Origin of the sequence: Paenibacillus amylolyticus, from assembly GCF_001570725.1 — a bacterium.
Lineage (GTDB): Bacteria > Bacillota > Bacilli > Paenibacillales > Paenibacillaceae > Paenibacillus > Paenibacillus amylolyticus_A.
Map to the genome: position 1 here is coordinate 2924101 of NZ_BCNV01000001.1, position 12410 is coordinate 2936510.

At 45.8% G+C, this 12410-nt stretch carries 14 protein-coding genes; 7 read left to right on the forward strand and 7 right to left on the reverse strand.

All coding sequences use genetic code 11. The features are described 5' to 3' along the window. Window positions 1-171 precede the first annotated feature (171 nt). Together PAHA3_RS12945 and PAHA3_RS12950 are read left to right on the forward strand one after the other, a co-directional pair. Window positions 172-858 (forward strand): response regulator transcription factor, encoded by a 687-nt coding sequence (locus tag PAHA3_RS12945; protein WP_062835107.1) that lies wholly within the window; start codon window positions 172-174, stop codon window positions 856-858. Beyond that, on the forward strand, window positions 843-2309 hold the full coding sequence (locus PAHA3_RS12950; protein WP_062835108.1) for a HAMP domain-containing sensor histidine kinase: 1467 nt from the start codon (window positions 843-845) through the stop codon (window positions 2307-2309). The genes PAHA3_RS12945 and PAHA3_RS12950 overlap by 16 nt, the downstream gene beginning before the upstream one ends. A gap of 93 nt (window positions 2310-2402) precedes the next feature. Here PAHA3_RS12950 and PAHA3_RS12955 read toward each other — a convergent pair whose 3' ends face one another. Further along, on the reverse strand, window positions 2403-3215 hold the full coding sequence (locus PAHA3_RS12955; protein ID WP_062835109.1) for an AAA family ATPase: 813 nt from the start codon (window positions 3213-3215) through the stop codon (window positions 2403-2405). 309 nt (window positions 3216-3524) lie between these two features. Here PAHA3_RS12955 and PAHA3_RS29855 point away from each other — a divergent pair, with 309 nt between their 5' ends. Continuing rightward, the gene (locus PAHA3_RS29855; RefSeq protein WP_076331448.1) at window positions 3525-3680 is read left to right on the forward strand and encodes a DUF1540 domain-containing protein; all 156 of its coding nucleotides are present in this window, start codon (window positions 3525-3527) and stop codon (window positions 3678-3680) included. A 202-nt stretch (window positions 3681-3882) separates the two neighbouring features. Then, window positions 3883-5340: a 4-hydroxyphenylacetate 3-hydroxylase N-terminal domain-containing protein gene (locus PAHA3_RS12960; protein WP_062835110.1), complete on the forward strand. Its 1458-nt coding sequence runs from the start codon at window positions 3883-3885 to the stop codon at window positions 5338-5340. 19 nt (window positions 5341-5359) lie between these two features. On the opposite strand, the gene PAHA3_RS12965 is transcribed toward PAHA3_RS12960, so the two are convergent. Genes PAHA3_RS12965 through PAHA3_RS12975 form a run of 3 tightly spaced genes read right to left on the reverse strand, consistent with a single transcriptional unit; the run spans window position 5360 to window position 7243 of the window. Then, window positions 5360-5926, reverse strand: a complete 567-nt coding sequence (locus PAHA3_RS12965; RefSeq protein ID WP_062835111.1) for a nitroreductase family protein — start codon at window positions 5924-5926, stop codon at window positions 5360-5362. A 52-nt stretch (window positions 5927-5978) separates the two neighbouring features. Beyond that, entirely contained in the window at window positions 5979-6785 is an 807-nt protein-coding gene (locus PAHA3_RS12970) for a hypothetical protein (protein ID WP_062835112.1), read from the reverse strand. A 5-nt stretch (window positions 6786-6790) separates the two neighbouring features. Continuing rightward, the gene (locus PAHA3_RS12975) at window positions 6791-7243 is read right to left on the reverse strand and encodes a flavodoxin (RefSeq protein WP_062835113.1); all 453 of its coding nucleotides are present in this window, start codon (window positions 7241-7243) and stop codon (window positions 6791-6793) included. Between the two features lie 291 nt (window positions 7244-7534). Here PAHA3_RS12975 and PAHA3_RS12980 point away from each other — a divergent pair, with 291 nt between their 5' ends. The 3 genes from PAHA3_RS12980 (at window position 7535) to PAHA3_RS12990 (ending at window position 9591) form a co-directional block, all read left to right on the forward strand. Next, complete coding sequence (locus tag PAHA3_RS12980) at window positions 7535-8398, forward strand: class I SAM-dependent methyltransferase (RefSeq protein WP_062835114.1); 864 nt, start codon at window positions 7535-7537, stop codon at window positions 8396-8398. Between the two features lie 2 nt (window positions 8399-8400). Then, complete coding sequence (locus PAHA3_RS12985) at window positions 8401-9132, forward strand: RluA family pseudouridine synthase (RefSeq protein WP_062835115.1); 732 nt, start codon at window positions 8401-8403, stop codon at window positions 9130-9132. A 114-nt stretch (window positions 9133-9246) separates the two neighbouring features. Next, window positions 9247-9591, forward strand: a complete 345-nt coding sequence (locus PAHA3_RS12990; RefSeq protein ID WP_062835116.1) for an MGMT family protein — start codon at window positions 9247-9249, stop codon at window positions 9589-9591. A gap of 106 nt (window positions 9592-9697) precedes the next feature. Here the strand turns inward: PAHA3_RS12990 and PAHA3_RS12995 are convergent, their stop codons facing one another. The 3 genes from PAHA3_RS12995 to PAHA3_RS13005 all read right to left on the reverse strand — a co-directional run bounded on the left by PAHA3_RS12995 (window position 9698) and on the right by PAHA3_RS13005 (window position 12368). Then, window positions 9698-11209 carry a DHA2 family efflux MFS transporter permease subunit gene (locus PAHA3_RS12995; protein WP_062835117.1) on the reverse strand — a complete coding sequence of 504 codons (1512 nt, stop codon included), beginning with the start codon at window positions 11207-11209 and terminating at the stop codon, window positions 9698-9700. Further along, window positions 11206-11652 carry a MarR family winged helix-turn-helix transcriptional regulator gene (locus PAHA3_RS13000; RefSeq protein ID WP_062835118.1) on the reverse strand — a complete coding sequence of 149 codons (447 nt, stop codon included), beginning with the start codon at window positions 11650-11652 and terminating at the stop codon, window positions 11206-11208. The genes PAHA3_RS12995 and PAHA3_RS13000 overlap by 4 nt, the downstream gene beginning before the upstream one ends. 275 nt (window positions 11653-11927) lie before the next feature. Next, window positions 11928-12368: a MarR family winged helix-turn-helix transcriptional regulator gene (locus tag PAHA3_RS13005; RefSeq protein WP_062835119.1), complete on the reverse strand. Its 441-nt coding sequence runs from the start codon at window positions 12366-12368 to the stop codon at window positions 11928-11930. Between the last annotated feature and the right edge of the window lie 42 nt (window positions 12369-12410).

Genomic DNA, 12410 nt, shown 5'->3' on the forward strand with positions numbered 1-12410 from the left:
TTATTGTTTAGGTTGCTTGTTGATATGGATATTACCAGTCGAATGTGTCAGGAAGAAGTCAAGAAAAGACAAGTCCCGCATTTTTTTGTAATCCGTAATACAGGATTGGCTTTATGCTCTTGCTCATGTAAAATCAGTACAAGCTTATGAAATGAAAGGAGACCGCTTTTCTTGAAATCCATACTCATCGTCGAAGATGAGCAAGCTATTGCACGCGTACTGGCTGCTTATCTGAGAAAAGCAGAATTTGAAGTTCATCATGCAGCAGATGGACCGACTGCACTTACCCTTTTTGATTCCGTAACGCCTTCCCTTGTATTACTCGATGTAATGCTGCCAGGAATGGACGGATGGGATCTGCTGCGGATTATTCGTGAAAAAAGTGCTTGTCCCGTGATCATGCTAACCGCACTGGATGACATTTCAGACCGTCTCAACGGCTTGAATGCCGGTGCTGACGATTATATGAGCAAACCTTTTGTGCCGGAAGAAGTGGTCGCCAGAGTTAACGCTGTGCTTCGCCGTAATCCACATTGGACCTCAGGTGGTGAAGAGAAGCGTTCCTTTGGTAATCTAGTCATTGATCTTGCTGCCAAGCAGGTGCTGCTGAACGGTGCAGAGGTTGCACTCACACCTCGTGACCTGTCGTTACTGCTATTCCTATCCGATTATCCCAATCGTACATTTACCAGGGATCATCTTATTGAACAGGTATGGGGAATGGATTATGACGGCAGTGACCGTGCTGTGGATCTATCGATTAAACGACTACGTCAAGCACTCTCCCACTGGTTGCCCGAAACAGGAGAAATTCGGACGTTGCGAGGAATGGGGTATCAATTTTGGATCGCCAACTGAAACAGAAGAAACCCAAACGATCGATATCCATTCTGTCACACTGGACACTACGATATTTTCTCATTTTATGTATTGGTTTCACCATTATTGTCGCAGGGGCGCTCTACTGGATTCGAACAACCTCTATTGAGAAAAGCCTCAAAACCGCAGAGCTGCTTGGACTGGAGATTGCAGATCGAGTGACCAGTGAAAATAATGTGCTTCGGGTCCCACCCGATCTGGACAGAATGGTAACCAAGCGAGAGAAACTATTCAATACAGATCATTATTTTTGTGTCATGATCTTGGACAACAATAATCAATTGATTTTTTCCCAGCCTAAAATGGAGCAAAAAGATGTGCATTATCGACTGTCAGATGACTATCGTGAACCTCGCAATAACAAATATGCAGGGGTAACGGTCAACATATCCGAAGGTGATCAAACCGTGGGTAAAGTGTGGGTCATGCAGTCGAAACAATCCATTACATTTGGTCCAGAGACCATATGGCTCGTTGCTCTAATCCTCGGAGGACTCATCCTCTGCGGATGGTTTACGATCTATCTCCTGTCCAGTAAGTTATCCAGACCTATTCGTCAGGTTGCCTATGCCGCTGAGCAGATTCGAGGTGGTAATTATGATGTAAGTCTTGATTTGAATACACGAGAGCGTGAGATCAACGAACTTGTCAATTCATTCCGCGATATGGCCACTCGTTTGCAACAACTCGAAGAATGGCGCACAATTTCGCTGGCAGGGGTAAGCCATGAACTCAAGACACCGGTAACTTCTATCAAGGGGCTCGTTATGGCAGTACGTGACGATGTCGTGAGTCCACAGGAAGGAAAAGAATTTTTGGATATCGCTTTGAAGGAATCCGAACGTATGGAGCGGATGGTGGCAGATCTGCTTGACTATAACGCAATGGCTGCAGGAAGTGTTGCTGTTCGCAAGGAACGAACGGATCTGAAGCTATTGGTCGGTGAGATCATCTATCAGTGGAAGATTGCGTACGAGGATAAAATGCCAGAGGTTCAGCTGCACTCCCCTCCAGTTACGTTCTTTACGATGGGAGATGCTCTCCGCATTCAGCAGATCATTGTCAATTTGCTTAATAATGCACTTCATGCCACAGCTCCTGAACAAAAGGCTGTCTTCGATATTTATCTACGTGCAGAAGAACAGATGCTGTACGTTGACGTCAAGGACAACGGCACAGGCATCCCGGCAGAAGATCAACCCAAAATCTTCGAACGGTTCTATCGTGGAGAACTCAAGAAACGCCGTAACCGTGGTCTGGGTCTAGGATTAACTTATAGTCGCTTACTCGCTCAGGAACAGGGCGGTGAACTGACGCTTGTCTCCAGCAGTCCGGATGGGAGCATGTTCAGATTAAGCCTGCCACGCTGGACTGCAACGCAAGAAGCTATCACTACAGAAAAGGCTTACGGAGCAGCCGTTAAAGTATAACGCACCACGCTATCATGCCAATTAGCCCAGGACTCCATTCAGGAGACTGGGCTAATTCATCGTTGTTCCTTTATTTATCCAAAAAGTAAGCACTCAACACTCTAATACACGTGGCCTGTATTCATCGTAAGCATCCGAGACCAATTGCTTATGAAGTGCACTGCTGGCAATAATCGCCTTCCGCTTTGCTTTCAGAACAATCTGCTCTACATCCGCATAACTGCACCCTGCCAAGCGTTCACATATGTAATCTTCAAGCCGGCTCTCCTGTTCAAAGGCCCCCACCAACTTGCTGATATACAATCTGCGACTTGTATCATCAGGCATACCATAGGTCATCTTGGTATCAAAACGCCGCCATATGGCGTGATCCAGTTGGGTTTCCAGATTCGTCGCAGCGACAAGAATACTGTCCCCATCGAATTCGTCCAGACATTGCAACAACGTATTGACGACACGAGCCATCTCTTTCACTTCATCATTGCTCTCACGTGTACGGCCTATGGCATCAAATTCATCCAGAAATAACACACAGGGATTCATTCGTGCATATTCGAATAACTTCCGTACGTTACTCCCTGTCTCCCCAAGATGGCTATGAATGATTGCATCTAATCTCACGAGAACCAACGGTAAATCAAGGCGCTCAGCCAGATGAGATGCCGTTAATGTTTTTCCCGTGCCCGGAGGCCCAAACATGACCATTTTGTTGGGGATTGATACATCATGCTCTCTGAACTTCTCTTTCATGCCCAGAATGGTGATAAATTCATTAATGATCCGTTCATTTTCAGCGGAAAATACAATATGCTGGGCTTTGCGCCTACACTCTTTCGGTGTGTAAAAAGCCGCCATATCGATCCCTTTCGCGCGGGGAATCCGATTCATATGATTTATTTTGCTCATGTATACACATGCTCCTTGATTTACGGTTTTAATTTTAATCGTAATTATTACTATTAAATAATAGCACATTGCTGCCTTATTGCAAAGTAAACCACAGCACGTCCACTATTTTGCCATAGAAGGGGGGCATTTGGTTGCAAGCATCAAGAAAATTTGCTATTCTAAGTATGCATCGTTGTGTATAACGCAAAAAAAGCCCTCTAAATTTCATGAGAGCAACAAAATTTTCCAGATTCGCAAGCGGCAACTTGCTATATCCGGATTCTTTGTACCAACGAATGTAATCCAATCAAAGTGAGGTTAACAATCATGGCAAAAGACGTATTGTGTGAAGTTAATTCCTGTCGTCACTGGGCTCAAGAAAACAAATGTAACGCTTCTTCGATCTACATCGTGAGCCACACTTCCAAAGATGAAGTTCGTCAGTCTGCTGAAACAGACTGCAAAACTTTCGAAGTGAAATAAGAAATTGCATATGATCCACTTAAAGGAGCCCTTACCGGTTCCTTTTTTCTTTGTCTATTGTAACAAGAATGATAATTATTATCAAGCCCTAATCTGCAAAAATCCTGCTCACCTCTTAAATGCACATTGGACAGATTACCTACGTACACTACGTAAGAAGTTAGTCTGCCTATGAACGATTAGAACCAAGAGGTGAAAAACAATGCCTGTTAAAAGTGGCACACAGTATCTGGAACGAATTAATGCCCAGTCCGTCCCCTGCTGGTACAAAGGTAAGCTTGTTACTGGAAAACGCTCGGAACATGTTGCATTCTCCGGTTTGATGGAGACTCAGAAGTACATGTATGATCTGCAATCTGATCCTCAATTTGCGGAAACGATGACGTATGCCTCCCCTGCTGATGGCAAACCTGTGGGCATATCCTTCCTGCCTCCAACCAGTGCCGACGACCTCCGTAAACGCCGGGAGGGGATGAATATCTGGGCGAATGTGCATCATGGTTTTCTTGGTCGCTCACCGGATTACATGAATACAGCCATTATGGCCTTTTACACAGGTGCGGATCTCCTGAACGAATTGTCTCCCCAATATGCAGAAAATCTCAAGAATTATTATGCGTACTGCCGTGACCATGATATCACATTATCCCATGCTTTCATTCAGCCACATGCCAGCAAAATATCGGGTCAAATGGACGCTACTGAGGATGCTATTGCCGCAAAGGTCGTAGATCGCACCGAGGAGGGCCTCATAATTAGCGGTGCATTCATGATGGCAACACAGGCTGCAACTTCGGATGAGATTTTTGTCTACCCTTCACCTTCTCCTGCTCCATTTGATGATGAGAATCCATTTGCATTTTCCTTTGCTGTCCCGAATGATCTGCCAGGAATCAGTCTGGTTTGCAGGGATACCTATGCAGCCGAGTCTCACGCCAACTATCCCCTGAGTTCCAGATATGAAGAAATGGACAATATCGTCATCTTTGATCGAGTACTTGTTCCGCATGAACGAATATTTTTTGCAGGAAGTGAGGAGATGTCCTCCCGTCTCTTCAGTGGCAGTCATTTTCATATTCACGCCGGTCATCAGGTGTTATGTCGTTATATTGCAAAGACGGAATTTGTTCTCGGTACACTCCAGCTTCTCACGGATACCCTGGATCTGAATACGGAAGCACATGTTATAGAAAAAACAGCACGTGTACTCGCGGGTCTTGAATCGTTAAAAGCGTTGGCCTTGGCCGCGGAAGCAGGTGCCATCACCGATGGACGGGGATTTGTATTACCTGCACCCAAACCATTGATGGCAGCTAATCTCCTTTTTCCGAAACTCTATCCTGAAATGATTGAAATATTGCAACTCTTGGGATCAAGCGGGGTGATTATGGTGCCTCAAGAAGAAGAGTTTCAATCCAATATCGCTCCTTCACTCAATATATATCTTAAAGGAAGCGATATGGCTTCTCACGAACGCAACGCGCTGTTCCGCCTGATTTGGGAACTCGGGGCGGGATCATTCGGGGGCAGACAGACCCAGTTCGAACGATTCTTTTTTGGCAATACCATTACGGTATCGAGTCGATTGTTCTCGGCCTGCAACAAAGATCAGACGAATCGTCAGCTCGTGCGTGATTTTCTAGCAAACACCAGCAAATAAGAGAACTAACGAATCATTTTTATACCAAATGGTCATAGACCGTCATCAGTTCAGAGGCTGGTCTGCTTGCATCCATATCCCGTATTGCAGGCTGGTCTCCGTAACCGATATGAAATACCCCGAGCACCTTCTCTTCATTAGTCAAGCCCATCAGATTCATAAATACAGGATGCTGTTGATAATCATTGATTTTCCAGACGGCGTTCAAACCCTGTTCCGCAGCCAGAATACTAAAGCGTTTGCTCCAGGCTTTAGCGGGTAGAAGATCATCCTCACGGGCATTGGTAGGCGCCACGACAACCAGATGGGCAGGGATCGCTTCCGTGTATTGATATGTAGCCCAGTCGCCGTAGCGATCGGCCAGATGGGGTGGATAGCTCTGTCTGACCGCTTCCAGATAAAGCTGACGTCCTTCACCTGCGAACAACATAAACCGCCAGGGTTCTGAACTCATTACATATAATGAAGGATCTGCTTCATCAAGCAGCTTTCGTATAACCGACTGTGGTACGGGCAACGGACTGAATTCGCAAGTTCCTATACGTCTCTTGCCGCTGCTTATATCCTGACTTAGACCGGTAGACATGGCAATATCCCCTCCTCTATCTGCATGATATTAGGTTATCCTTCAACCACCTTCACATCAACCATGTTTTCTTCGGTTCGGCAGCTTCTGTTCTCCAGCGATCTACCTCTTCGTGTATCCGTGCTTTATCACGGGTTGTAAACCGCTCTGACTCCACCACTTCTGCTTGCGGCATACTATCACGGATCAAGCGAATATAATCCATGGAACGGACCAGCGATTGGCGTCCAGGGATGTATCTGATTTTGCGTCCTTCCAGCAAACAATAAACTTCGATCATAGCCGGTAATTTACCGAAGGCTTCCCAGCAGAAAGCACTGACCATATGCTGAAATGCCTCAACCACATTCGGATCATGGACAACCATATATTTCTGAACAAGCAGCGAATCCCAGCCTTCTGGTTGCCAGGCCGCCTGAAATATCATCGATAAATGCATGGATAATGAAGGCAACTCCGTTCTCCACTGTTCAAAAAGAATGGTTGGATGCTTCAGATCATCGTTCATTGCAATGGCGAGCGACAATTCATCCGTAATCTTGTTCTTTACATCCCAGTAATGAAGGACAGATTCGAAACCAGTTGTCTTCTTGGGCCACCACTTCTCAAGTAAATACTGTATAGGTACCTCTTTGCGAACATCGGGGTCGAGACTGTAAAAGGCATTGACTGCATGGCTGACCGCATATTGTACACGGTGCCTCCATTGCAGAGGAGAACGTTGCTCAGACACCGGCTCAGGGCGGATGAATCGGTGTGGGCTGCGCAGCATCTCTTCCAATCTGTAATCTTCAAGCAGACGTCCAGGAAGATCATTCCTTCCGACCGGCATCGCTGCCTGAACATTATGTCTTAACATGACCTTTAGGACACCTGTAATCCGGCAGCAGCGAAGCGTTTGCCAAAGTCACGGCATGTATCCTTCTCCTGCTCAAGCGGACTGTATTCAATCTTTAACATCTCTGGAGATACCTCCGCCCCACGCTCTTGCAGCTTGGCAGCCGCGAGATCAACTGCTCCGCAGAACTGCTCATACGAGGTGTCACCACTACCGAACACCGCAGCTCTCTTTCCACTCAGATCAAGCTCATCCAGCTCCTCATAGAAATCCAGGAATTCATCTGGCAACTCCCCGTCTCCCCAAGTGTAGACGCCAATCATGAATCCGTCATAGTCCAATACATCAGCTGCATTACAATCCGTTACGGATTTCAGGTCTGCCTCGTGGCCTCCCTGCGTAATACCTTCCACAATCAGTTCTGCAATTTCTTCTGTATTTCCCGTCATACTCGCATAAGCCACTAACAATTTAGCCATCTATTTTTCCCTCACTTTAGTTTGATCATATTAATATTCTCTCGGAAGAAAGAATGGATTTGAATTATCAAAATCATATGTGATAATGATTATCATTGTCAAATTATTTTTTTGGTTATCTTTGTTTTTCAGTATATGGTGAACGTCGGATTTCAACACAGCAAAAAATCTTCACCTTTTCAGACCAGATGGGCTCCGTTCCTTCAATACTCCCGTCCCCCAACTGGCGTACAAGCCCTTTTTTGTTGTACAATAGTATCCAAATGACTTTTGAAGGATGGATATATTATTATGTACGTAGCTAAGAATTGGAAAGACTATGAAGTAATCGATACAGGAGGCGGCGAGAAACTGGAGCGTTGGGGAGATGTCATTTTACGCAGACCCGATCCTCAGATCATCTGGCCCCTTGAGCAAGAGACTAATGAATGGCGTCAGGCACATGGTCACTACCATCGTAGCTCCTCCGGTGGCGGTAACTGGGATATGAAAAAGCCCATTCCCGAGCGTTGGACGATCGGATATGAAAACCTGAAATTCCATATTAAACCGACCAGCTTCAAACATACCGGCCTGTTCCCTGAACAAGCAGCTAACTGGAGCTGGATGATGGATAAAATCTCCAATGCAGGTCGCCCAATTTCGGTTCTGAACCTGTTTGCATATACAGGCGGAGCTACGGTAGCTGCTGCTTATGCAGGCGCTTCTGTAGTACACGTGGATGCAGCTAAAGGCATGGTTCAATGGGCCAAGGAAAATGTTCAATTATCCGGACTGGCTGATCGCCCTGTTCGTTTTATTACAGATGATGTATTCAAATTCGTACAACGGGAACAACGGCGCGGAAATCGTTATGACGCCATTATTATGGACCCTCCTTCTTATGGCCGCGGTCCGAATGGAGAGACATGGAAGCTGGAAGAGAACCTTTATCCTTTCCTGAAGTCATGCATGACGATCTTGTCGGATAATCCATTATTCATGCTGGTTAACTCCTACACTACGGGCATCTCCTCCACGGTTCTGCGCAACATGCTGACCATGACGATGTCTTCCCAGTACGGTGGTCAAATTACTGCAGGTGAAATTGGTCTGCCGATCACACGCAGTGGTCTTGATCTGCCTTGTGGTATTCTGGGCCGTTGGGAGTCCTAATCATGTCAGAACATCGGCATGATCACGATGCGATTCCGATTTTGTTTGAAGACAACCATTTATTAGGTATTACGAAGCCTGTCAATGTACCTACTCAGGAAGATGCATCAGGCGATCAAGATTTGCTAACATTGCTGAAGCAGGATCTGAAAGAGCGATATAACAAACCCGGCAATGTCTATCTCGGGTTAGTGCACCGACTTGACCGTCCTGTTGGAGGGGCAATGATCTTCGCCAAAACATCCAAAGCAGCTTCGAGATTGTCCGAGACTGTAAGGGGACGTCATTTCCGTAAAATATATGCGGCTGTTGTTCATGGCAAGTTGCCTGCACAGCAGGGAACGTTAAAGCACACGCTGCTGAAAGATGCACGCACGAATACCGTTACGGTTGTACCTAAGGGTACGGCTGGGGGTAAGGATGCCGTTCTGGATTACAGGGTTATTGGGGAGACAGACCGATATAGCCTCGTTCATATCGAACTGCACACCGGCAGATCTCATCAAATTCGGGTGCAAATGAAAGAAATCGGCTGTCCCCTCTTCGGAGATCAGAAATACGGTGTAAGCGTGAACAAACCGGGGCAACAGATTGCTCTATGGTCTGTAATTGCAGCTTTTCCCCATCCGGTTACGAAGGAAGAAGTTATTTTGCAGTCCTTGCCTGCAAGAGAATTTCCTTGGGCGGAATGGCCAGCTGCTGTGTACCAAAAAGCTTTTGGACAACCTATATAAATGCATAGGATCAGGTTTACATCAGTCCATACAACGTGTCGTTCAGATCCTGTATCTGAATGACACGTTTTTTAATATTTTCAGCTACCTAAGCTATAGAGAGGAGACATTTTGATGACCCCGTTTACCAAACAAGTCATTGCGATCATCGCGGCGATTCCCGAAGGTAAAGTGATGACTTACGGTCAGATTGCAGCCCACGCTGGAAGTCCAAGAGCCGCGAGACAAGTCGTACGTATTCTGCACTCGATGAGCCGCAAGGAACGTCTGCCCTGGCACCGTGTCGTCAACGCAAAAGGCGAAATCTCCATACCGGACGAACACTCGCGCATGATGCAGGAAACAGAACTGATTAGCGAGGGTGTAGAGTTTCAACTGAACGGAACCATCAACCTCAAACAGTTCGGACATGATCCCGATCCTGTATTTCTTCTCGATCCATCGGTTCAGCCCGAATAAGACGACTCTTCACATATTGCGCTCAGACAAAAAAAGAGAACTCAGGCAGTTAGGGGGTACCCCTTTCAACTGCTAGAGTTCTCTTTTGTAATTTATCTTATATTCGTTATGCTGTCGCGGTCACTTTTTCCTGTTCTACAGTACCAGGTTCAGTCGCCGGTTTCGTTTTACGGATAAAGAATGCCATGATCAAAGCAACCACGGTCATTCCTGTAGCCACGATGAATGCATAGTTTACACCGTAAATCGTTGCATCTGCCGTAGCAGCTAACATCGCTGTCTTATCATTCGGATTAACCTGACCCGCAGCCACTGCATCCGCCAGATGCGTTTTGAGCTTGCTGCTCATGATGGTCACGAGAATGGCTGTACCGATCGCACCAGCAACAGTACGCAATGTGTTGGACATCGCTGTACCATGCGCGTTCAGACGCTGAGGCAGTTGATTCAGACCTGCTGTCTGGATCGGCATCATCAGCATCGACATACCGAACATACGAGCCGTGTAGATAAACATCATGTAGCCATAAGTAGTATCGATTGCCAAGCGACTCAGTCCAAAAGTTGTAATTGCCGTAATGGCAAGACCTGCAACAGAAAGCCAGCGTGCGCCCACTTTATCAAATATGCGACCTGTAATTGGGGACATAATCCCCATCAATATCGCACCCGGCATCATCAGAAGTCCTGATTCAATCGGTGAGAAATTACGAATATTTTGCAGGAAAATAGGAAGCAGGATCATACCTGCAAACATCGCCATTGTCACGAGCATATTGATAATCGTCGTTAATGTATACATGTTGTACTTGAAAATACGGAACTCAAGAAGCGGATGATCTGTTGTCAGTTGACGAATCACGAACAGAATCAGGGATATCGCACCTACGACAAGGCATCCAATGACAATTGCACTGCCCCATCCATCGGTACCCGCATCACTGAATCCGTAAAGCAAACTACCAAAACCAAGTGTGGATAAAATAACACCTGGATAATCCAGTTTAGGTCTGGATTGACGTGTTACGTTTTTGACAAAAGCAATACCGATTGCCGTTGCAATAATAGAGAATGGCAAGATGATGTAGAACAACAATCTCCAGGAATAATGCTCAACCACATAACCTGAAAGTGTAGGCCCAATCGCAGGAGCCAGAATCATCGCGATCCCCATGGTTCCCATGGCCTGACCGCGTTTCTCAATCGGGAAGATGGTCAGGAATACAACGGTCATGAGAGGCATCAGGATACCTGCACCTGCTGCTTGAATAACACGACCTACCATCAGAATGGTGAAGGTTGGACTAAGACCACAGACTAACGTACCTATGGTAAAGAGAGTCATGGCTGTTATAAAGATTTGACGTGTTGAGAATTTCGCAATCAGATATGCCGTAACCGGAATCAGTACACCGTTGACAAGCATATAACCCGTAGTCAGCCATTGGGCTTTGTTTGCGTTGATAGCGAGGTCTTCCATGATTTTAGGAAGCGCTACGTTCATCAGGGTTTGGTTCAGGAATGCCACAAAGGCACCAATTAACAATGCCGCTACAATTGGGCCTTTCTTGATGTTGTCCATCGCAGAGGATGGAGCTGCAGCAGTAGTCGTACTCATATGTTGTTCATCTCTCTTCCTTGTAACTTTTCAATCATTTGACTATGAATTCTAAGTAGGTGCTCAAGGTCTTCCTTCGAAATATCCAGAATGGGTGACACTCTTTCCATCCACAAATGATGCGTTTCCTGTTGGGCCTGCTCCCCCTTATCCGTGATCTGAAGTTTAACGGATCGGCGGTCAGCATCTGAACGTGTCCGAACGATATACTCGCCCTTGACCAGCCGCTCCACAACAGCGCTCATGGAACTGCTGCCCATATGGCATAACTCAGCCACTTCATTGATGCCGATGGAAGGACGCTCCCTCAGGATGGATAACACCATAAACTGGATCGAAGTCAGCTCGATCTCCTTGTTTTCATTCCAAAATGCTCGAAAAAGCATTTGATTCACTTGGCGGAACGAATTGATAATATAGAATACTTCATACGTATCAGTCATTGTTTCACCCTTTTACTTTTGGAATATAATATTTCGTACACGAAATATCAGGGGAACAATTACTTATTATAACAAAAATATTTACATAGTCAACTCTTTACATATGATTTCATCAAAATAATATTAGGACATACTATATGGCATCTATTCATGCCTTTAATCAACTAACTTGGACACAGTCTGTATCATATGTATTTTTCAAATAAAATAACCACAGGACTCCTGCATGAAACGAGCAGGCACACCTGTGGTTGTTCAGAAAAATCAACATGGTATCATACCGAAGTCGATAATGCAGGCTCTTTGGTCTTGGGCGTTGTCATTTTGCCTAACAGATATACCAGCAGTTGTTGATTGTGCATCGAAATGTTACTGAGAACGGAATTCATGAATTCATTGCGGATGGTGATGCCACGCTCTGTCTCCATTCTCCCTTTGTCGGATAGAGATACCCATACAATGCGTCGATCTTGATTATCCCGATTCCTGCGAATCAGATCGTTCTTCTCCATACGATCGAGCAGCATAGTTACGGCAGCTGGCGTCGTCGCCAGAAAAGGGATCAGATCTGAAGGTTTCATCTTCTGATGATCCTCAAGCACCTCCAGAACAGCCAGCTGAGCCTCCGTCAATGAGGGTGCCAGCTCTTGATCCATGTGCAATTTATAATCTTTGGTTAGTCTGGACCAGCACTTGGCAAAATCGGAATTATACATCTTACATCGCTCCTCTCTGCAACCGGTTATCACTTCACCTGC